16 protein-coding genes are annotated in these 20,025 nt (G+C 71.8%); 4 read left to right on the forward strand and 12 right to left on the reverse strand.

Annotation, left to right across the window (positions count from 1 at the left end):
• Nucleotides 1-195: 195 nt before the first annotated feature.
• From ACIRVH_RS27830 to ACIRVH_RS27850, 5 genes are all read right to left on the reverse strand, one after another.
• Entirely contained in the window at nt 196-1,083 is an 888-nt protein-coding gene (locus ACIRVH_RS27830; protein WP_403958337.1) for a FadR/GntR family transcriptional regulator, read from the reverse strand.
• Between the two features lie 162 nt (nt 1,084-1,245).
• A complete protein-coding gene (locus ACIRVH_RS27835) occupies nt 1,246-3,663 on the reverse strand; it encodes an ATP-binding cassette domain-containing protein (RefSeq protein ID WP_403958338.1) in 2,418 nt (805 codons plus the stop codon).
• A 93-nt stretch (nt 3,664-3,756) separates the two neighbouring features.
• Nucleotides 3,757-4,515 (reverse strand): NUDIX domain-containing protein, encoded by a 759-nt coding sequence (locus ACIRVH_RS27840; RefSeq protein WP_145882949.1) that lies wholly within the window; start codon nt 4,513-4,515, stop codon nt 3,757-3,759.
• A 129-nt stretch (nt 4,516-4,644) separates the two neighbouring features.
• Nucleotides 4,645-6,867: a glycogen debranching N-terminal domain-containing protein gene (locus tag ACIRVH_RS27845; protein ID WP_403958341.1), complete on the reverse strand. Its 2,223-nt coding sequence runs from the start codon at nt 6,865-6,867 to the stop codon at nt 4,645-4,647.
• 248 nt (nt 6,868-7,115) lie between these two features.
• On the reverse strand, nt 7,116-8,672 hold the full coding sequence (locus ACIRVH_RS27850) for a DUF4192 family protein (RefSeq protein WP_403958343.1): 1,557 nt from the start codon (nt 8,670-8,672) through the stop codon (nt 7,116-7,118).
• Nucleotides 8,673-8,848: 176 nt separating this feature from the next.
• On the opposite strand from ACIRVH_RS27850, the gene ACIRVH_RS27855 reads away from it, so the two are divergent.
• Both ACIRVH_RS27855 and ACIRVH_RS27860 read left to right on the forward strand, forming a co-directional pair.
• Nucleotides 8,849-11,014, forward strand: coding sequence for a RecQ family ATP-dependent DNA helicase (locus ACIRVH_RS27855; protein ID WP_403958346.1), 2,166 nt, complete (start codon nt 8,849-8,851; stop codon nt 11,012-11,014).
• 289 nt (nt 11,015-11,303) lie between these two features.
• The gene (locus ACIRVH_RS27860; protein ID WP_403958349.1) at nt 11,304-11,924 is read left to right on the forward strand and encodes a hypothetical protein; all 621 of its coding nucleotides are present in this window, start codon (nt 11,304-11,306) and stop codon (nt 11,922-11,924) included.
• A 266-nt stretch (nt 11,925-12,190) separates the two neighbouring features.
• Here the strand turns inward: ACIRVH_RS27860 and ACIRVH_RS27865 are convergent, their stop codons facing one another.
• The 3 genes from ACIRVH_RS27865 to ACIRVH_RS27875 form a co-directional block, all read right to left on the reverse strand.
• Nucleotides 12,191-12,823 carry a hypothetical protein gene (locus tag ACIRVH_RS27865; RefSeq protein ID WP_403958351.1) on the reverse strand — a complete coding sequence of 211 codons (633 nt, stop codon included), beginning with the start codon at nt 12,821-12,823 and terminating at the stop codon, nt 12,191-12,193.
• A gap of 68 nt (nt 12,824-12,891) precedes the next feature.
• Nucleotides 12,892-13,593 carry a ribonuclease HII gene (locus tag ACIRVH_RS27870; protein ID WP_403958354.1) on the reverse strand — a complete coding sequence of 234 codons (702 nt, stop codon included), beginning with the start codon at nt 13,591-13,593 and terminating at the stop codon, nt 12,892-12,894.
• Nucleotides 13,594-13,675: 82 nt separating this feature from the next.
• Entirely contained in the window at nt 13,676-14,299 is a 624-nt protein-coding gene (locus ACIRVH_RS27875) for a TetR/AcrR family transcriptional regulator (protein ID WP_403958575.1), read from the reverse strand.
• A 188-nt stretch (nt 14,300-14,487) separates the two neighbouring features.
• On the opposite strand from ACIRVH_RS27875, the gene ACIRVH_RS27880 reads away from it, so the two are divergent.
• Complete coding sequence (locus ACIRVH_RS27880; protein WP_403958357.1) at nt 14,488-16,035, forward strand: MFS transporter; 1,548 nt, start codon at nt 14,488-14,490, stop codon at nt 16,033-16,035.
• A gap of 170 nt (nt 16,036-16,205) precedes the next feature.
• On the opposite strand, the gene ACIRVH_RS27885 is transcribed toward ACIRVH_RS27880, so the two are convergent.
• From ACIRVH_RS27885 to ACIRVH_RS27895, 3 genes are all read right to left on the reverse strand, one after another.
• Nucleotides 16,206-17,111, reverse strand: a complete 906-nt coding sequence (locus tag ACIRVH_RS27885; protein ID WP_403958360.1) for an ADP-ribosylglycohydrolase family protein — start codon at nt 17,109-17,111, stop codon at nt 16,206-16,208.
• Between the two features lie 12 nt (nt 17,112-17,123).
• Nucleotides 17,124-17,783, reverse strand: coding sequence for a histidine phosphatase family protein (locus ACIRVH_RS27890; protein ID WP_403958363.1), 660 nt, complete (start codon nt 17,781-17,783; stop codon nt 17,124-17,126).
• A 128-nt stretch (nt 17,784-17,911) separates the two neighbouring features.
• The gene (locus ACIRVH_RS27895; RefSeq protein ID WP_403958366.1) at nt 17,912-18,517 is read right to left on the reverse strand and encodes a YdbC family protein; all 606 of its coding nucleotides are present in this window, start codon (nt 18,515-18,517) and stop codon (nt 17,912-17,914) included.
• A 114-nt stretch (nt 18,518-18,631) separates the two neighbouring features.
• On the opposite strand from ACIRVH_RS27895, the gene ACIRVH_RS27900 reads away from it, so the two are divergent.
• The gene (locus ACIRVH_RS27900) at nt 18,632-19,204 is read left to right on the forward strand and encodes a TerD family protein (protein WP_403958368.1); all 573 of its coding nucleotides are present in this window, start codon (nt 18,632-18,634) and stop codon (nt 19,202-19,204) included.
• Between the two features lie 3 nt (nt 19,205-19,207).
• Here ACIRVH_RS27900 and ACIRVH_RS27905 read toward each other — a convergent pair whose 3' ends face one another.
• Nucleotides 19,208-19,996, reverse strand: a complete 789-nt coding sequence (locus tag ACIRVH_RS27905) for a DUF2785 domain-containing protein (RefSeq protein WP_403958371.1) — start codon at nt 19,994-19,996, stop codon at nt 19,208-19,210.
• Nucleotides 19,997-20,025: the final 29 nt, after the last annotated feature.

Consider the following 20,025-nt stretch of genomic DNA (forward strand, 5'->3'; position numbering starts at 1 on the left):
TGTGTTTTTCGAGTTTTGGTTGGTGGGGCCGCCGGCACCGCCTCGGGTGGGGGGGGGGGGGGGGTGTGCGGGCGCGGTGCGCGTACACCGGGGGGGGGGGGCGCCCCCCCCCCCACGGCCGGTTCCCAGGCCCGGCGCCGCCACGAGAACCACGAGAACGCGGCACACTGGCGACCGCACCGTCTTCGGTACGGGTCAGTGCTCGCGCGGGGCAGGAACCACGCGCTCCACCTCGGGGTGGACGGTGAGCAGTTGCCGCATGGCCGACTCCGCCGCCGTACCGTCGCCGGTGCCGAGCGCGTCGACGATCCGCGCGTGCAGGGCGAGGGAGGCCTCGTTCGGCCGGTCGCAGCCCGTGACCGGTCCGCCGGAGACCTGGAGGGCGGCCGAGACGATCCCGGAGAGGTGCTCCAGCATGCGGTTGCCCGCGATCTGGATGAGCAGCGCATGGAACTCCGTGTCGGCGCGCGAGAAGGTCAGCGCGTCGCCCTGGGCCATGGCATGGCTCATGATCTCGACCATGTCGGACAGGCGCTGCTGCACCTCCTCACGGCCGTGCCCGGCGGCGAGGCGGGCGGCGAGCGGCTCGATCGTCCAGCGCAGCTCGCTCAGCTCGCGGCGCTGGTCGTCGCGCTGGGGCCCGAAGGCCCGCCATTCGATGATGTCCGGATCCAGGAGGTTCCAGTCACTGACGGGACGCACGCGCGTGCCGACGTTCGGGCGGGCGCTGACGAGGCCCTTGGCCTCCAGGACACGGAGGGACTCGCGGACGACGGTGCGGGAGACCTCGAACCGCTGGCCGATCTCCTCGGGCACCAGCGGGCGGTCCGCCCCGAGGTCGCCGGAGACGATCATCTGACCCAGCTGCTGGACGAGTTGGCCGTGCAGTCCGCGTCCGCGGCTGCCCGCGGCGCGCCGGCCCACGCGGCCCAGCTCGGGGTCCGCTCCGTCCCAGGCGGGTGCTCCGACACGGTCGGTCACCGGGGCCTCGGTGTAGGGGTAGCGGTCGAGATCGCCCGGGCCGGTCAGACCAGAGTCTGCGGAGCGGGCGGCGGTCATCATGGTGTGCGCAAGGGTACTCACGGATCCTTTGTCGGCGCCGCCTCCAACTCCCTTGAGGTCTTTGGTGAAAAGCACACGAAAGGGTGATCGCTCACCGCGCCGCAATTGACGCCTTATCGGAAAGAAACGGGCTTTCTCCGGGGAGTTGTGCGCACAGCAGGACCGCAAACGTACGGACGGTCGTCATCGGGCCCTGGCGCGCAGCGTCGTGACCAGATACGCACACAGCAGCGCCGCCAGCGACAACGTCAGTGCGCCACCCACGGGTTGGGTGACGATCCGGGCCATGGCGAGCGCATACCGCTCCCCTCCGAAGGGCCACTGCAACAGGAAGACCTCCCGCATCCGCATCGGGAAGCCGGCCGCGGCCGGCACGGTGGGGCCCTGCAGCGCCTGGTGCACGGCGGGCACGACGACGACGGGTACGGCGAGAACAGCGGCGAGGCCCGCCGCCGTGGACCGGAAGACGCCGGACGCCAGGACACCGGCCCACGCGCAGCCGACGACCAGACCGAGCCAACTCGCACTGAGTGAGAGCCAGTCCGAGGGAACTCGTGTCAGCTCCCGCCCGTAGACGAGATAGAGCGCTTCGGCGTCGCAGCCCACGGTGAGGAAGGCCAGCATCAGGGCGGTGGCTCCGGAGACGAGGAGTTTCGCGGTGAGCAGCCCCAGCCGACGGGGCACGGTCCCGCGGTCCGCCGCCAGCGCGGGGTGGCGGAACTCGTCTCCGAAGGCCAGCGCACCGAGCAGCCCCGCCGCGAGCGCCGTGGGCGGCAGGGGAAGCTCCCGCGGCCACGCCGCGAAGAGCCGCGCCTGCGGGGTGTGGCCGAGCCTCGCCAGGAGTACGGCGGTGAGCGTGGACACCACCAGCACGACTCCGCAGGTGAGGAATCCGGTGCCGATTCCGGTGGCGCGCCGGAGTTCGTAGCGCAGGGGGCGCAGCGGGCTGTGGGCGGGCCGGACCGAGATGGAGGGTGGGAGGGAGGACAGGGCGTCGAGGGCAGGGACGGCGTCGGCGCGCGAGCGTGCCGGTTGCCCGGCCTGCCCGGTCCGGGGCTGGGGGCTGCCGGGTCTCCGGGTGTCCGGATTCCGCGCGCCGGGGACGGTTGTGCCGACCGCCAGCGTGCCGACCGCGGTGGTGCTCGCGGTGTCGGCTTCTGCCCCCGGCTCCGTGGACACCTCCGGGGGGTCGACCTCGAGTGCGGCTGCGAGGGAGCGGATGTCGGCGGCGATCGCAGGCCCACCGGTGGGAGCGGCCGCCTCTGCACCGCCGGCCACTTGGGCCGCGGCCGCGGGGGCCACACTCGGGGACGTACGGTCGGCTCCAGGAGCAGCGTCGAGGGACGTACGGCCGGTTCCGGAGACGGTGTCGGCCTGCGACGCCCCCTTGGCCGGGGCACCGTCGGCGATCCTCGTGTGGCTCGGCACGGAGCCGCGGCCATGAACGCCCCCGAGCGGAGGCCACTCGTCGCCGACGCCCTGCTCCGCCTCAGGCTCCCACTCCGGCGTCGAGACACTGGACGCCGCCAGTTCCTGGTCCCCGGACGCGCGACCGGACACTGCCTGCGCAGGTGGAGCGACCCGCTCCTCCTGCGATGAGCCGGACGCGGCTTGCGCCGGTCCCTCCGGCGAGTGGACCGTTTCTGCGCGTTCCGGCTCGGCCGCCACCGCCTCCTCGGCCGCTCTCGCCCCACCCTCGGTTCCCGCATCCGTGCCCGGCCCCATGTCCCCCACCTCGTCGGCGAGTTGGTGGACGAGAATGCCGTGCCGGAAGGCGGTCTCGCCGATGTCCGCGGTCGTACTGCCGTACACGGAGAGACGGTTGCCTCCCTCCCGCACGACCTCGACGGACCGCTGGTCGGTGCGGGCCTCCTTGGCGAGCAGGGCCGCGAGGCGGGCGGCGTGAGGGCTGCGGACGGCCACGCGCGGACGAAGCCGGGTGCGGGCGAACTCCTTGGCCTCCAGGTCGGCGACGATCCTGCCGTCGTCGAGGGTGACGACCCGGTCGGCCTCGCGTGCGGCCTCCTTGGAGTCTGCAGTCGTGAACAGCACCGTGCCGCCCTGGGTCGCGTGTGCGCGCAGCATGCCGTGCAGCCAGCGCGCCTCGCGGGCGGAGAGGCCGTCGGCGGGGTCGTCCAGCACGAGCGTGTGCGGGTCGGGCAGGAGGGCGCAGGCCAGTCCCAGTCTGCGGTCCATGCCCCGCGACAGGGTGCCGAGGCGTTCCTCGCGGAAGCTGACGAGGCCCACGACCTCGAGGACCTCGTCGGCACGCCGGGCGGGAACTCCCGCCGCCGCACACAGCATGCGCAGATGCCCGCGCACCGAGCGGGTCGGATGACCGGGCACGTCGCCGAGAAGCACGCCGACCTCCCGTGCCGGGTGGGCGATCTGATGCAGGGGCCGACCCCTGAAGTAGGTGATGCCGCGCCCCTGTTGGAGTTCGAGCATCAGTCTGAGCACGGTCGTCTTGCCGGCACCCTCCGCCCCGAGGAGCACGGTGACACGGCCGGCGGGCGCCTCGAAGGAGACGTCGTCGACGGCAGGCGGGTGACCCTTGCGGGGGTTGCTGGTCAGTCCGAAAGCCTGGATCACCTGCAGCAAGATAGCGCGGAGTGTCCGGTTTTTCGGGTATCACCTGATCTGTTCTTCGGTGGCGCGCAAGTCGGAGGGGACTTTTGTCCGCCGTTCGATGGATCAGACCTCGGGACGGAGCATCGGAGGGTTGAGCAGTGTGGCGCCACCGGCCCGGAAGAGCTGGGCCGGCCGGCCGCCCTGGCGGGTGGTCGTACCGCCCGTCGGAACCAGGAAACCCGGCGTTCCGGTGACCTTGCGGTGAAAGTTGCGCGGGTCGAGGGCCACGCCCCACACCGCCTCGTAGACCCGGCGCAGCTCGCCGACGGTGAACTCGGGCGGACAGAACGCGGTGGCCAACGACGAGTACTCGATCTTGGACCGGGCCCGCTCGACCCCGTCGGCGAGGATCTGGGCGTGATCGAAGGCGAGCGGCGCCACCGGTTCACCGTCGCGGCCGTACCCGCCCTGCTGGAGCAGCTCCTCGACCGGCGCCCAGCGCGCGTTGCTCGCGTCGCCGCCGGCCCGCGGTGCGGGCAGGTCCGGGGCGAGGGCGAGGTGCGCGACGCTGACGACCCGCATCCGGGGGTCCCGCTTCGGGTCGCCGTAGGTGGCCAGCTGCTCCAGGTGGGCGCCGTTGTCCTGGGCCGGAGCCGAGGGGTCGTGGGCGCGCAGTCCGGTCTCCTCGACCAGCTCCCGCGCTGCCGCCTGGGACAGATCCTCGTCAGCCCGCACGAATCCGCCGGGCAGCGCCCAGCGCCCCTGGAACGGCGGCTCGCCCCTGCGTACCGCCAACGCGCACAGGGCATGGCGGCGCACGGTCAGCACGACCAGGTCCACGGTGACGGCGAAGGGCGGAAAGGCTGACGGGTCGTAGGGCATGCGGCGATCATAGTCGTCTGCCTGACGATAAACACTCCCTTCGTCCACCGCGCAGGCAGCGGTCCGCTTCGTTCCGGTATGGGGCGCGGGGTGGGCTCCCGGTCGCCGTGCCGGTCGCGTCGTACGAGGTCACACCCCCAATTGCAGACCGTCCGCCGCCTCCTCGACCATGGCGAGGCCCAGTCGGCTGACCCGCACGGCGAAGGGAGTGCCCGCGACGCGCAGCCCTGTCAGACCGATCTCACCCACAGGAGCGCTCTGCATCGGGCGCAGAGTGACGGTGCGGGCGGGGGCGTCGGGCCGGATGCCCGCGAGCGTGGTGAGGACCAGGACCGCGGAGGCCGCGGCGGTGGCCGCCGGGCGGCAGGCCGCCGGGTGCGGGACGGGAGCACTCCCGGCGGAGCGCTGCTCCCCCGCGAACATCTCCGGCAGTCGGTGGCCGAAGAGCTCCGCTGCATCCAGCAGCCCCTTCAGCAGGCCGCTCGACTCCTTCTCGTAGCCGGCGGCGGCCAGTCCGGCGACGGCGAGCGCGGTCTCGTGGACCCGCACGGCTCCGGTCCGGTGGCCGAACGGATTGTGTCCGGCCTCCTTGGTCCCGAGGCCGCCTAGCCCCCAGCCCGTGTCCATCGCGGGGCTGCCGAGCAGCCGGGCGAGCTGTTCGGTCTGCACCTTGTCGAGCAGACCGGGGGCGAGCCGGCCGCCGCCGAGCAGACCGGTGTCGAGGAGGTGCACGGCGGCGGAGCCGAGGTGCGCAACGGGCCGGCCGTCCGGCGCCAGGGCCGCAGCCGGGCGTCCGCCGCCACGGTCCTCCACCCAGAAGTCGGTGCGGAACGCGTTCCGCGCGGCCTGGGCCCACTCTCTTAACTCCGAGCCCCCTGGCCTGCCGTACGCGTCGAGAAGATCGGCGCCGAGGACAGCGGCACGGTGGGCGTGGGCCTGCGTCTCGCAGCGGACCGGGCCTCCCGGCTGAGGGTCGGGGAGGTAGGTGCCGTCACGGACGATGGTCCGCAGCCAGGTCAGACAGCGCTCGGCGGCGGGCAGCAGTTCCTGCGTCTCCTGCTCGGGGAGTCCCCAGCGGCGGGCCTCGGCGAGCAGGACGGGGAGGAGAAGCGTGGCCTCGGTGCCTGTGCACGCCGGCGGGAGGAGAGCCCCGGCGTCGCGTCGCGGACCGGGGATCAGGCCGGCCTGTGGGCCCCGGCCCGGAAGCTGGGTGCGGGCGAGGGTGCGCAGCGTGCCTGCGGCGAGCCGGGTGCCGAGGGGCAGCGCCATCCGGGCCGCGGCGAGCGCCTCGGCCGGGGCCATGCCGCAGCGCCAGGGCGCGCCCGCCGCGAGGTAGGCGTCAGCGGGGTGTGCGGGGTCGCGCAGCAGCAGGGCCTGGAGGTCGTCGACGGCCGCCCGGAGGAGGGTGGCCACTCGCGGGTCGTCGCCTGCCGCCCGGGCGGGCGCGAAGGAGCTCGTCGCGGCCTGGCCCACCGCGCGCAACGGTCCGGCACCGTCCAGGCGTACTCGCAGTTCCACGCTCGTCGTTCCGCCCGCAGGCAGTTCCAGCTCCCAGCGCAGCAGTCCGGCGGAGGCCACTGCGTCGGCGGGCGCGGGGTGCGCGGTGACACTGGCGCCGCCACCGGCCGAGGACCAGCGCAGGCCCGAGTCATGGACGCTGGCAGGGAGTTCGGGGCCTGTCCTGCCTGAGGCGATGGCGCCGAGGTCCGCCAGGTCCGTGCCGAGGGCGACCTCGAGCGGGAGGCGGAGGGGACGTGGGGAGGCGTTCTGGAGTGTGATGCGCTCGGTTCCGTCGGCGCTGCGGGTCCGCTCGACGACGACGTCGGGATCCGGACCCGCCCCCGGGGAGACACGCAGCGTCCCGACGAAGCGAGCCCGGTCCGCCCCGGTCATCCTGGCCTGCACCGCGAGCGGTTCCCGCCCGGCGACGTGGACCTGGCACCGCGAGAGCAGGCGTCGGCCGCCCCGGTAGAACCCCTCCAGTCCCCGTCCGGCCAGTTGTCCCTGTTCGCCGGAGATGGCGAGGCCCGGCAGGGCGACGCAGATCAGGGCGGTGTGCGTGGGCGGCAGGTCGGGAGCCGGCCGGGGCGTCGCGTACGGCCTGCGCGGGGAAGCGCCGGGAGCCGGTGCGGTGGTGGGGCGGCGCGGCTGGCTCGTGCGCTGGGCCGAGCCCAGGGGCCGGCCGTCGACTGCTCGGGGGATCGGAGACGAGCCCGGGGGCGACGGTGGCCTTGGGACACCGATGATGTCCGGTGCAGTGATCCCGGCACCGGGCTGTGGGAAGGGCGTGTGCCCGACCTCGAGCGGGTGGCTCTCGTCGATGGTGGAGAGCCGAGTCGACTGCTGATGCATGCGGTGGCTTCTTCTGCACTCGGTGCGCCTCGGGCGCGCTGCGCGCTGGGTGCTGCGCCCGGAGATGCAAGGGTCGTACGGCGGCACGGCCTGTCCAGGCGTTCCGCCACCCAGGTGAACGGAGAGGGACTCCTCCTGGTCACGCCTCGCGTGGGGGAAGCCGACCGAATGGCGGCGTGTCGCGCGGAAGCCCGGCAGGGCACCTGCGCGAAAGAAGGGGCTCATCCTGCGCCGCTGTATCTCGGTGCTCATCCGTCCCCCTCGGCCTCCCGCTGGCCGCCCGCCGCCGCCGTGTCGCGGCTCGGCCCCTCACCGGAACGCGCGCGCATGACGCCCGGCTTCGTGCTGCCCGGACGCGAAGGTCCGCCGGCCGGCGATTCGGGGTGGGAGCCGGTCGACCGCCGCCGTGCGTCCTCCCCTCGGGGTGGACGAGGGCCGCGGTCGCCGCCTTCCGCGGCCCGCGGTCGGCGACGGCGCCGAGAACCCCCGGTCCGCGAGGCACGCTCATCGCGGGGGCCGTCCGTCCGGGCAGCTGCTCCAGGGCCTGCGACGACCGTTTCCGAAGGCGCGCCCGGGGCCGCTTCCACTGCCGCGTGTGCCTGCTCCACGGTGTCCGTCCCGGCACGCCCCGTGCGTTCCGCACGCAGGCAGCGGCGGACCGACTCGGGGTCGAGTCCTTCGTTGCAGGCCTGGTGGAGCAGGCGGGCGAAGAGGTAGTCGGGGTCCGCGCCCAGTGCCATGGCGAGGGCTTCCCGGGCCTCCAGCTCGTCGCCGGTGGACCAGGCGACCCAGCCCGCCAGGGTGAGCGGGGCGGCGGCGTGCTCACCGTACGGCCCGACACAGCGGCGGGCGAGTGTGCGCCAGAGCCGCAGAGCCGGACCAGCCTCGTCGCCCTCCATCCAGGCGGCCGCCCGGTCGCGGGTCGTGCGGTCCTGGAGCCCGAGGATCAGCGTGGCCGCCTCGTCGTGGGTGAGCAGTTCGTCGTCACGGAGGTCGGCCGGGTGCGTGCCGGGCACCGGCGCTGCCGCGGCGAACCGGTGAATGATCCGCTCGGCGAGATCGAGGGTTTCCGCCGCCACGTTCTGCCGGGCCGTTTCGTCCAGGATGCGGGGCACCAGGGACATCCCGGCCGCGTCCAGGGCGACCTCCTGCTCCAGGGCGGCGCTGGTCTCCCAGGGCAGCAGCCTGGCCCGCAGCTCACGGAGCGTGCCACGCACCTGGATCCCCGCGTAGGTGGCCGCGGCGGCCAGCACCGAGGTGCCGGGCAGGCCCATCGGCGTTCCGTCGTCAGGACAGCATCCCTCTACCGCGCAGCTGTAGGACCAGAAGCGGCCGTCCGAGATGCACAGTGCCTCGACCACGGGCGCTTCGAGGTCGCCGCATTCGGTGCGCAGCTGGGCGATCAGGGGCTCGAGCCGGAGCATCACGTCCCGGCCGGTCTCGCCCTGGCCCGGTTCCTGGCAGACGTAGGCGACCATCTGCTCGGGCCGCCTGCCGCGTCGCTCGCTGCTGGTCACCAGCCCCCGGACCAATTGCTGCACGGCATCCTCCCAGTCCTCGGTGCTCGCGGGGATGCCCAGCCGGGCCCGGCCGCCGAACCTGCCGCGGCCTTCCCGGTCGTGCAGGGCGACCAGCACGATGCTGTCCTCGGGCCGGTAGCCGAGCAAGTAGGGCAGGGCGTCGGCCAGCTCGGCCGGGGTGCGCAGGGTGACCTGGGTGTCGTGCGCGGACTGCTCGTTCAGCGACTCTCGTCCCGCGGTGTCGCCGTTTTCGAAGGGTCCGGTCGTTTCGCTGTGATTCGTCATGCGCAGACGATCTCGCGGATCATGAGATTCCGGTTGAGCCTGTGGATAACTCGAATCAGGGACACGACAAGGTCGGTCCCGGTCGTGGCTGCTCCCTCCACGGCTGGACCGTCGTGGTCGTCCGCTCGCGACCGGCGCCCGCCCGATTGTCAGTCGCGTCCTGTTGTATGGGGCGCATGGAGCACACGAGCAACGCGGACCTCCGGGCACAGGCCGACGCCGTCCTCGCCCGGCTCGTCGGGGACACCACGGGCACGGCCCGGCTGCGCGAGGATCAGTGGCGGGCGATCGAGGCGCTGGTCGCCGACCGGCGCCGGGCCCTGGTCGTGCAGCGCACGGGATGGGGCAAGTCCGCGGTGTACTTCGTGGCGACCTCGCTGCTGCGGGCCAGAGGCGGCGGACCCACGGTGATCGTCTCCCCGCTGCTCGCGCTCATGCGCAACCAGGTGGATGCCGCGGCCCGCGCCGGTATCCACGCCCGGACCATCAACTCCTCCAACACCGAGGAGTGGGACGCCGTCCAGACCGAGATCGAGGCCGGCGAGGTCGACGTGCTGCTCGTCAGCCCCGAGCGGCTGAACAACCCCGACTTCCGCGACCAGGTCCTGCCCAAGCTCTCCGCGGCGACCGGACTGCTCGTGGTGGACGAGGCCCACTGCATCTCCGACTGGGGCCACGACTTCCGCCCGGACTACCGCCGGCTGCGCACCATGCTCAGTGAACTTCCGCCAGGTGTCCCGGTGCTGGCCACCACCGCCACGGCCAACGCGCGCGTGACCGCCGACGTCGCCGAGCAGCTCGGCACCGGCGGCTCCTCGGATGCCTTGGTGCTGCGCGGGCCGCTGGACCGGGAGAGCCTGAGCCTCGGTGTGCTGCGGCTGCCCGACGCCGCGCACCGGATGGCCTGGCTCGCCGACCACCTCGACGACCTGCCGGGCTCCGGCATCATCTACACCCTCACCGTGGCCGCCGCCGAGGAGGTCACCGCCTTCCTGCGACAGCGCGGGCACGCCGTCGCCTCGTACACGGGCCGGACGGAGAACGCCGACCGGCAGCAGGCCGAGGACGATCTGCTCGCCAACCGGGTCAAGGCGCTGGTCGCCACCTCCGCCCTCGGTATGGGCTTCGACAAGCCGGACCTCGGATTCGTCGTTCACCTGGGCTCGCCCTCCTCCCCCATCGCCTACTACCAGCAGGTCGGCCGCGCGGGCCGTGGCGTCGAGCACGCCGAGGTGCTGCTGCTGCCGGGCCGGGAGGACGAGGCGATCTGGGAGTACTTCGCGTCGCTCGCCTTCCCCTCCGAGGATCTGGTGCGCCGCACTCTGGACGTCCTCGCCCGGGCGGACAGGCCGCTGTCGCTGCCGGCGCTCGAACCCCTGGTGGAACTGCGTCGTTCCCGGCTGGAGACGATGCTGAAGGTCCTCGACGTGGACGGAGCGGTGAACCGCGTCAAGGGCGGCTGGACCGCGACCGGGCAGTCATGGTCGTACGACGCCGAGCGATACGACTGGGTGGCACGGCAGCGCAAGGCGGAACAGCAGGCGATGCGCGAGTACGCCTCCACCACGGACTGCCGGATGGAGTACCTCCAGCGCCAGCTCGACGACGAGGGCGCCAAGCCCTGCGGCCGGTGCGACAACTGCGCGGGGCCGCGCTTCACCGCCGACACGTCCACGTCGGCCCTGGACGCAGCACGTGTCGACCTCGACCGTGCCGGGGTCGAGGTGGAGCCGCGCCGCATGTGGCCGACCGGCCTCCCCGCGATCGGCATCGATCTCAAGGGGCGTATTCCGGTCGGTGAACAGGCCTCGTCCGGGCGGGCTCTGGGGCGGTTGTCGGACATCGGCTGGGGCAACCGGCTGCGGCCCCTGCTGGCACCCCAGGCCCCGGACGCGCCCGTGCCGGACGACGTGGCGCGAGCCGTGGTGGAGGTGCTGGCGGACTGGGCGAAGGGGCCCGGCGGCTGGGCCTCCGGGGCAGCCGGCGCGCAGTCCCGGCCCGTGGGTGTGGTCACTGTCGCCTCCCGCACCCGGCCGACCCTGATCCACTCCCTGGGCACCCGTATCGCCGAGATCGGCCGGCTGCCTCTGCTGGGCTCCGTGGAGTACGCCGGTGACACGTCGCGGGTGTCACGCAGCAACAGTGCCCAGCGCCTGAAGGCCCTCGACGGCTCGCTGACCGTCCCGCCCGCTCTCGCCTCCGCGCTCGCCGAGGCCCGTGGTCCGGTCCTGCTGGTGGACGACTTCACGGAGACGGGTTGGACCCTCGCGGTCGGGGCACGTCTACTCAGAAGGGCCGGCGCCGACGGGGTGTTGCCCCTGGTGCTGGCCGTCCAGGGCTGACCGGCCGTGGCGCGTGGTGCTTCGCCCCCCCCGGACCGACGCACGCACGTGCCGTGGTCGAACGCCACAGGGGTCATCAGGGGCACTCGTGGGTAGGGATATAAGCCACGCACCGCCAGATAACAGTCGGTGGCCCCAATTGCTCGTTGCCGCATCCAAGTTCGACAGGAAGAATTGAAGTCCGCTCCCCGCACGGTTCGTCCGTGATCCGGCTGGGCTTTGCTGCGGTGCGCGGTCCCCCGAAATCCGACCTCGCCCGCAGTGTGGGCGCGTAGCCGAAGGGAGGAACGTGACCTTCGGATTCGCCTCGTCCTCGGCGGCCTCGTTGTCGACGTCCGCGTCCGCCGCTTCCGCCAGCCGCCTGCTCGAGCCCGCGGAGTGGGCAGCCGCCGGAATCCCCCTGCTGCGCAATCCCCGTGAGGTCGTCAGCGGGCTGCACGCCCGCCATCGCCCCAAGCCGTCCATGGCGATCGTGGCCGTGCTGGATCCCGACGAACGGCTGTGTGCCAGCGCCTCTTTCCTGCGCCGCCCGGCGCCGGCCGACGGCTGGATGTTCCGCAACGCGCTGCTCGCCCAGCTGCGCCGGGTCATTCCGCACGACCTGCGCCGCCGCACCCCGGTGCGCACCGCCGTGCTGCTCTACTGCCGCGAGGGCGACGCGCGTTGGACCGAGGAGGACGGCGCCTGGATGTGGGGGCTGCGCGACGCCTGCACACTGCACGGGCTGCGCTGCGGGGCGTACATCACACTGACCGGTGACGGCTGGCAGGTGCTCGGCGATGGGCGCGGCGGTCGCCGGCCCAGTACCCACTCGCAGCCGGAGCCCTTCGCCATGTCGGAAGTCCCGGCCCTGCCACCTCGCACCGGCGGCCCGGTCTCCGAGGTGCTGCGCCGCGCGGCGGCTCGCTGAAGGCTCCGCTCCGGGTGCGGCCGCGTACGAGTCACGCGACACCAAGGCTCGTACGCGGTGCGGCACGGTCCGCACGACACCCGCGCGGTCCGCCCGGTACCCGGACGCACAGCCTTCTTCACACGGCCGCCCAGACGTCCGACAGGCGGCCGTCCCCGGAGGAGGAACGGCCACCGCCAGTCATCCGGGCATACCGAAAGCAGCACCGTGCGGAAGCCCTCGGAACTGCCTTCGTCGCCCCGGCACCCCGAGGTGCCGGGCGGGACTCAGACGCCCGCGCCCAGCACCGAGTTGATCTGCTGCGGGTCACCGCAGACGATCAGCAGCGCACCGGCCCGGGAGTGGGCCAGCGGAAGGACGGTGGCGGCAGCGGCGGCGGAACCGTCGTTGACGGCCACAACCACCACGGGGCGGGACACGGCACGGGAGGCGATGGCGGCGTCCGTGTAGAACACGTCGTCACCGGCGTCATGCTGCGCCCAGTAGGAGGCTTCACCGAAGGACAGTTCGTGCTCGGCCCACGGGTGCTGGGAACCGGTGGTGATCACCAGCACGTCCGCGGGAGCACGGCCCGAGTCCAGGAGCAGGTCCACGGCCTCGTCGGCTGCGTCGAGCGCACCCTCGGCCGAGGCCGGGATCAGCTGGATCTGCGGGGTAGCCGCCGGAGCGGCGGGAGCGGCCGGGCCCGACGGGCCTGGCTTGGCCGGAGCCACGTCACGCTGCGTCCGCTGCACCGGCGGCGTGGGCCGCAGAGGGCCGGGACGACCGGGGCGCGACGGAGCCGCGGGGCGGGGGCCGGGTACGGGGCGAGGGGTCGGCGCGGTACGGCCGCTGGCGGGCGTGGCGCGGGGACCCTGGGCACTCTCGTGAATCTGAGGCTCCTCGGGAATGAGAGGCATGAGCTGATATTTATCAAACGTTGGTGCGGCGCGGGTGACCGGGTGGCACATCAGTGCGACCGGAACCGTCAGAAATCGAAGCCGAGCTGACCCTCGATTTCCGGAGCGCTTCCGTCCGCCCAGCTGCGGACCTTCTTGAGGTGCCGCCACTGAGGCAGCGCATCAAGATACGCCCACGACAAGCGGTGGTACGGAGTGGGTCCCCGTACCTCCAGTGCGGCCTTGTGCACGGGCGACGGATACCCGGCGTTGTCCGCAAATCCGAAGTCTGCATGGTCGATACCCAGTTCGGCCATCATTTTGTCGCGCTGGACCTTGGCGATCACCGACGCCGCCGCAACGGCCACGCACGACCGGTCGCCCTTGATCACCGTGCGCACCTTCCACGGGGCACCGAGGTAGTCGTGCTTCCCGTCGAGGATCACGGCGTCGGGGCGGACCGGCAGAGCGTCCAGGGCACGGACCGCTGCGAGCCGCAGTGCGGCGGTCATCCCCAAGTCGTCGATCTCCTCGGGGGAAGCATGCCCCAGGGCATAGGCCGTCACCCACGACCGCAGTATCTCGGCCAGTTCCGTGCGCCGTTTGACGGTCAGCAGCTTGGAGTCGGTCAGACCCTCGGGGGGCCGACGGAGTCCGGTGATCGCCGCGCAGACGGTGACGGGCCCTGCCCAAGCCCCCCGCCCCACCTCGTCGACGCCGGCAATGACCTTCGCTCCGGTCGTGGCGCGCAGGGAGCGCTCGACGGTATGAGTGGGTGGTTCGTACGGCATGGCGCCCTTAGCGTACGCCGCCGGGATCATCGCGCGACACCCCAGGTCCCCCGGTCGGCACGGAGGTCGCCGGCGGCCGGGATCAGGCGCCGTGCGGCCGCAGCAGCGGAAGCATCAGCTGGTCGATCATCTCTTCCAGATCCTGCTCACTCCATTCGCTGCCGCACATCTTCGAGCGGTACATCATCATCGCCGGGATGACGTCGAAGACGTAGCCGTTGGCCGCGTCGGACCGCACCTCTCCCCGCCCTATTCCTCGGGTGACAACCTCGCGCAGCAGCTTGATGGTCGGCTCGACCACCCCTTCGAAGATCACGCCATGGAAACGCTCGGCCTGCGCCGGATCGCATTCGTGAATCACTGCGCGCAACGCGAAACCGGGGCGCGAGAACATCGCGTCCCGCGCTCGCCGGCACAGGGCCAGCAGGTCCTCGCGCACACTGCCGAGGTCGGGTACCTCCTCGAAGCGGGGCAGTCCGGCCTCCAGCGCGTCGGCGACCAGGTCCTCCTTGGAGGGCCAGCGACGGTAGACCGCGGCCTTGCCGGTCTGGGCGCCGGCGGCGACACCTTCCATCGTCAGGCCGTTCCAGCCGACCGTGCTGAGCTGCTCCAGAGCGGCGTCCAGGATCGCGCGCTCGAGCACCGCACCGCGCCGACGAGGGGAAGCCGCCTGAGCAGGGGCGGCCGTCCAGCGCGAGGTAACCATCTGTGTTTCTCCAGCAGGCAAGGGGAAGCGGGGGGGGTTCCGGGGCGGGACCGTGTCGCGCCGCAGCACGGGGGACGCGATGCGCGACACAGGTTTAAGTGAACGCTTGCGTTCACTGTTGGGGACTCACTACCGTTGACGGGACAGTGAACGCGAGCGTTCACTAAAGCCTTTGTGGGGGACCCATAGTGACAACCTCTCAGCTCATCCAGGAACAGAAACCAGGAGCGGCCCGCCGGGAGGGGCATCCCGGCATAGCGCTCACCGTCATCGCGGCCTGCCAACTCATGGTGGTGCTCGACGCGACGATTGTGAACATCGCGCTCCCGCACATTCAAGACGCACTCAAGTTCAGCACCACGGACCTCACTTGGGTGGTCAGCGCCTACACGCTCACCTTCGGTGGTCTGCTGCTCCTCGGCGCACGGGCCGGTGACATCCTCGGCCGGCGCCGGGTGTTCATGACTGGCATCCTGCTGTTCACCTTCGCCTCGCTGCTGGGCGGCCTGGCCCAGGAACCCTGGCAGCTGCTGGCCGCACGCGCCCTGCAGGGTGTGGGAGGCGCGATCGCATCGCCCACGTCGCTCGCGTTGATCACCACCACCTTCCCCGAAGGCCCCGAGCGCAACCGGGCGTTCGGTGTGTTCGCCGCGGTGTCGGCGGGCGGCGGTGCCATCGGCCTGCTCGCGGGCGGCATGCTGACCGACTGGCTCGACTGGCGGTGGGTGCTCTTCGTCAACGTGCCCATCGGCGTGCTGATCGCCGCACTCGCGCCGCTGTACATCAGCGAGTCCCAGCGGCACCCGGGGCGGTTCGACATCGCGGGTGCGCTGACCTCCACGGCGGGCATGGCCTCGCTGGTGTACGGGTTCATCCGCGCCTCGGAGGACGGCTGGCGGGACGGGCTCACCCTCGGCTCGTTCGCCGCGGCGGTGGTGCTTCTGCTGGCCTTCGTCTTCACCGAGCTGCGGGCGAAGGAACCGATCACCCCGCTCAAGATGTTCCGCGACCGCAACCGCTCGGGCACCTACGTGGTCATGCTGAGCCTGGCAGCGGCGATGTTCGGCATGTTCTTCTACATCGTGCTGTTCGTCCAGAACGTGCTCGGCTACAGCCCGATCAAGGCCGGTCTGGCCTTCCTCCCCGTGACGGTCGCCATCGCGGTCGGCGCGGGTCTGTCGCAGCGGTTCCTGCCCACGCTCGGCCCCAAGCCGTTCATGATGACCGGCTCGGCGCTCGTGGCCATCGGGCTGTTCTGGCAGACCTTCATCACTCCCGACAGCTCCTACGTCAGCGGGATCCTGGGCCCGATGCTGGTCTTCGGCTTCGGCATGGGCCTGAACTTCGTGACGGTCACTGTCACGGCGGTCTCCGGTGTCGCCCAGCACGAGGCGGGTGCGGCCTCCGGGCTGCTCAACGCCACGCAGCAGGTCGGCGGCTCGCTGGGACTGTCCATCCTGACCACCGTCTTCGGCTCGGCGAGCACGGACGAGGCGAAGAAGCAGCTGCCGAAGTTCCTCGCACAGGGCACGCCGGAGCAGAAGGCGCAGTTCGCCAAGACGCACCAGCTGCCCGCGCCCTGGGGAAGCGAGGTGCTCGCCCACGGCATCTCGATCGCCTTCATCCCGGCCGTGGCGATGGCCGGACTCGCGTTCCTCACCGCCTGGATCGCGATCAAGGTCCGCAAGAGCGACCTCGAAGCCCTCGCCGGGACGGCGGGCCCGGGAATGGGCTGACCCCGGCACAACGACGCCCGACACCGCCCACACCCTCCTGCCCCTGGTCCGCCGCCTGCCCGAGCCGAGTCCTCGTTCGACTCGACGCGGGCGGCGGATACCGGGACAACGGGCGGCAATCACGCAGAGTTCCCGACGGACACGGAGAGTCGTAGAGGCCGGAGCGGCTCTCAGAGGCCTGCGGGCACCCAGTCCGGCAGCGCCTCGGTCCGCTCCACCCACTCCGCGGGTGGGGTGCCCACCTTGCCGGACGCGAGCACACCACCCACGATCGCGCAGGTGGTGTCCACGTCCCCGCCCACCTGGGCGGTCGTCCAGAACGCCGTCTCGAAGTCGGCGAGGGACCGCGCCGCGGACCAGAGCGCGAAGGGGACGGTGTCATGGGCGCTCGTACGGCGTCCGCACCCCAGAACGGCCGCGACCGTGCCCGCGTCACCGTAGTCGAGCATGTCCCGGGCACGGCGCAGCCCGGCGCCGACGGCGCTCTTCGGCACGAGCGCGATGACGCCGTCGAGGAGCGCCTCGGGGCTGGGCGGGCCGTCCGGCGAGGCGGCCAGCGAGGCGGCAGCCGCGACGGCCATCGCGCCGACCACGGCCTCACGGTGCTGATGCGTGGGATAGGCCGAGATCTCCGCCTGGTGGGTCGCCTGCTCCGGATCGTCCGCGTACCAGGCACCCAGGGGCGCGATACGCATCGCCGCGCCGTTGCCCCAGGAGCCCTGGCCGTTGAAGAGGCCGGCGGCCAGCTCACGCCAGTCCTGACCCTCCCGGACGAGGCGGAGCAGCCGGTTGACGGCGGGGCCGTAGCCGCGGTCGAAGTCGTGGTGCTCGGCGAAGGAGCGGGCCAGTGCGTCCTGGTCGAGGCGCTGGTGGGCGGCCAGGACGGCCACCACGGAGCAGGCCATCTCCGTGTCGTCGGTCCACTGCCAGGGGCCCACGGGCGTCTCGCGGCTCTTGAGCAGGGGGTAGTTCACCGGGACGAAGAACTGCGAGCCCAGCGCGTCCCCCACCGCCAGTCCGCGCAGGCTGGCCAGGGCGCGCTCCAGGCGCCGGAGGGAAGAGGAGTCAGCGGTCATCGCCCTGCCACTCTATCCGGTGACCCAGTACGGCACTGGGTCCCGCCAGCGCTCGAAAGGCCGGTCGAGGGTGTACTTGTCATCATCACCGAGAACGAGCATCCGCATCTCGGCGTTCCCGGGGTTCGACAGCGACTCGAATTCCGCGACCGTCCAGTGGAACCAGCGCATGCAGAACAGCCGCATCGCGAGTCCATGGGTCACCAGGAGCACGTTCGGCGGATGGTCAGGGGCCTCGAAGCTGCGGAACAGGCTCTCCAGGAAGCCGCCGACCCGGTCGTACACGTCGGCGCCGGACTCCCCTTGGGGGAAACGGAAGAAGAAGTGGCCGTACGCGTCCCGGTACGCCTTCTGGAGGCGTACGTCGTCGCGGTCCTGCCAGTTGCCCCAGTCCTGCTCGCGCAGTCTGGGTTCCTCCCGCACGCGTATGAGGTCGGGGTCGAGGTGGAAGGCGCGCAGGGTCTCGAGCGTACGGCGGTACGGGGAGACGTACACGCTCACGCGTTCCCGGCCGAAGAGCTCCCGGAGCGTCTTGCCGGTCTCCTCGGCCTGCTGCCAGCCGCGTTCGGTCAGCGCGAGAGCATGGTCGGGCTCCCGCTCGTACACGGAGTCATCAACATTGCCCGTTGACTCGCCGTGCCGGACAAGGACGATGCGCCGTGGTCGTGCCATGCCAAAACCCTAGATCGTGCCGGGGGCGGTCGAGCACTCGAACGGACCCCTTACGGCGTAGGTCACACGAATTCCGCGTATGGAACCGCTCCCGACAGGCAATTCGAGCGTTGGATTTTCCAACCGTCTCAGACCGTCCAGGACGGTTCCAGCTCCACGATGTCACCGGAGAGAGCGGCGATGTCCGCTTCCGTCTGGGCGCGCAGGGCGAGGCGCTCCACCCGCTCGGTGCGGTACTTGCCGTGCTCCGCCGCCGACCGCCACATGGACAGGACCAGGAACTCGTGCTCGGGTGCCTCGGCGAACATACCCCGGATCATGCCGGGCGATCCGGCCATCGCGGGGTTCCAGACCTTCTCCTGCATGAGGGTGAAGTGTTCGACGCGCTCCTCGTGCACTCGGCACAGGGCCACACGGATCAGATCCGAGTCGGTGAAGCGGGGCTCGAAGCCCGTCTTCACGTCGAAGCGGTACTCGAACAGTTTGACCTGGGCGTCCTTGAACGTGCCGGACTGGGCGGCCGCCAGACGGTCGTGCGAGCGGGCCATGAAGGAGTCGTAGAAGGCACGGCTCTCCCAGAAGGCGAAGATGTGCGCCACTCCCGGCCGCTGCCGGCTCCAGCCGCCACCCTGCCCCCGAAACCCCGGCTCCCCCAGAAGCCCCGCCCATTTCCGCTGCCCCCGCTCGAAGCCGCGGCGGTCCACCACGGTGCAGCGAATCCACTTGACCAGCACCGCGCCATCGTAAGGCCACAGGGCGTGGCGTCGGTCACGCTCCGGCGGAGATCGCCCGCGCATACGCCCCCGCGCGCGTGGCACGATGAACAAGGAACCCCGGCTCCAAGGCAGTTGGGGAAGAAAGATCTTCAGGGGGGAAGGGGAAGCCCGGTGACCGGCTTCAGCAAGGGAAACCGCAAGATCGAGGTCGCCCTCAAGTGGGACCCCAGTCCTGCGGGTCAACCGCCCACAGACCTCGACGTCGTCGCCGCGACCTTCGTGTCCGGTGACCCGTACGGAACTCCGGCCTATCTGGTGCACTACGACAGCCGCTCGCCGGACGGCACGATCTTCCTCAACCGGGACAGCACGGACGGCAAGGGATTCGGCTGGGACGAGGTCATGACGCTCGAACTGGACCGGCTCGACAGCCGGTACGCGCGCGTGGTGATCGGTGTCGTCATCCAACAGCAGTCCGGGCCCAGGACGTTCGTCAACGTGCTCAATCCGGCCATGCGTGTGCGTGAGGGCTACACCGTGCTCGCCGAGGACAGCTTCGGCTCGGTCCTCGGGGCCACGGCGGCCACGATCGCCGAGTTCGTGCGGGACGAGTCCGGCGGGTGGATCTTCCGCGCCGGTGTCCACGGCTTCGACGAGGATCCGTCAACCTTCACCAGGGTCATGGGCAGGGCGAACCGGCCCTGACGCTCAGGCCGTGTACGGAGCCACGATCGCGAGCGTCCGGGCCAGTTCTTCCAGGACGGCCTCGCGGTGGGTGGGCGAGCGCGGCGGCTCGTTCGTGTTGCGCCTGCTCAGCCCCCGGTCGGTCAGGACGTAGAGCATCCGCAGGGTGCGCATGGCGTTGGAGGCCCAGGCCGGCACCGGGCCGGGCTCGCCGGTCCGGAAGGCCGCCGCGACCGGGGCCAGCCAGCACACCGAGTCGGCCTCGGTGAGGGCAGGGTGGCCGAGGATCTGCGCGAGCGCGTAGGCGAGACGGTCGTCCTCCTGCGCGTCGAAGAGGTGATCCGTGGGCGCCAGCAAGCGGGCGGTGGCCAACTCGGCGAGCTGCTGGGGCGGCTGGCCGGGGTGCCGGGCGAGTACCGCCAGGAGATCCGCTCCGTGGGCGACGGCGTGCACCCAGCCCAGGTCCGGGTCATGGCCGCGCAGATCCGTCTCCGCGGGGTACCAGTCCGCGAAGGCGTCCCACCACTGCGGCTGCCAGTCGCCGGCCTCCACGATCCGGGCGAGGACGAGCGGCGCGAAGCTGCGCGCCTGCACGGCCGGGTCCTTCAGATGAACGGTCATACGGTCGCCGAGCCGGCCTCGCTCCCCCGGGCGGAGCGCGGGTGTCCAGCGGACGGCCGCGAGGTAGGCGCCGTCGTCGCGCACCACGGGATCGGGTGAACGAAGGTCCTCGGCCAGGGTGTCGAGGGCGGTGGCCCGGTCCGCCTCGGAGAGGTCGCGGATGTCGGCGTCGTACCACCGGGGTGTGTTCATGATCGGAGGCTACGGCGCCCCGCGCACCC

Source organism: Streptomyces sp. NPDC101165 (assembly GCF_044768135.1).
In the GTDB taxonomy this organism is placed as follows: Bacteria; Actinomycetota; Actinomycetes; order Streptomycetales; family Streptomycetaceae; genus Streptomyces.

Excerpts from the sequence above, each read along its gene's own strand:
- ACIRVH_RS27840 (WP_145882949.1), bottom strand. The coding sequence starts at position 4,515 with ATGCCCTACGACCCGTCAGCCTTTCCGCCCTTCGCCGTCACCGTGGAC.
- ACIRVH_RS27845 (WP_403958341.1), bottom strand. The coding sequence starts at position 6,867 with ATGCATCAGCAGTCGACTCGGCTCTCCACCATCGACGAGAGCCACCCG.
- ACIRVH_RS27850 (WP_403958343.1), bottom strand. The coding sequence starts at position 8,672 with ATGACGAATCACAGCGAAACGACCGGACCCTTCGAAAACGGCGACACC.
- ACIRVH_RS27855 (WP_403958346.1), top strand. The coding sequence starts at position 8,849 with ATGGAGCACACGAGCAACGCGGACCTCCGGGCACAGGCCGACGCCGTC.
- ACIRVH_RS27865 (WP_403958351.1), bottom strand. The coding sequence starts at position 12,823 with ATGCCTCTCATTCCCGAGGAGCCTCAGATTCACGAGAGTGCCCAGGGT.
- ACIRVH_RS27870 (WP_403958354.1), bottom strand. The coding sequence starts at position 13,593 with ATGCCGTACGAACCACCCACTCATACCGTCGAGCGCTCCCTGCGCGCC.
- ACIRVH_RS27875 (WP_403958575.1), bottom strand. The coding sequence starts at position 14,299 with ATGGTTACCTCGCGCTGGACGGCCGCCCCTGCTCAGGCGGCTTCCCCT.
- ACIRVH_RS27885 (WP_403958360.1), bottom strand. The coding sequence starts at position 17,111 with ATGACCGCTGACTCCTCTTCCCTCCGGCGCCTGGAGCGCGCCCTGGCC.
- ACIRVH_RS27890 (WP_403958363.1), bottom strand. The coding sequence starts at position 17,783 with ATGGCACGACCACGGCGCATCGTCCTTGTCCGGCACGGCGAGTCAACG.
- ACIRVH_RS27905 (WP_403958371.1), bottom strand. The coding sequence starts at position 19,996 with ATGAACACACCCCGGTGGTACGACGCCGACATCCGCGACCTCTCCGAG.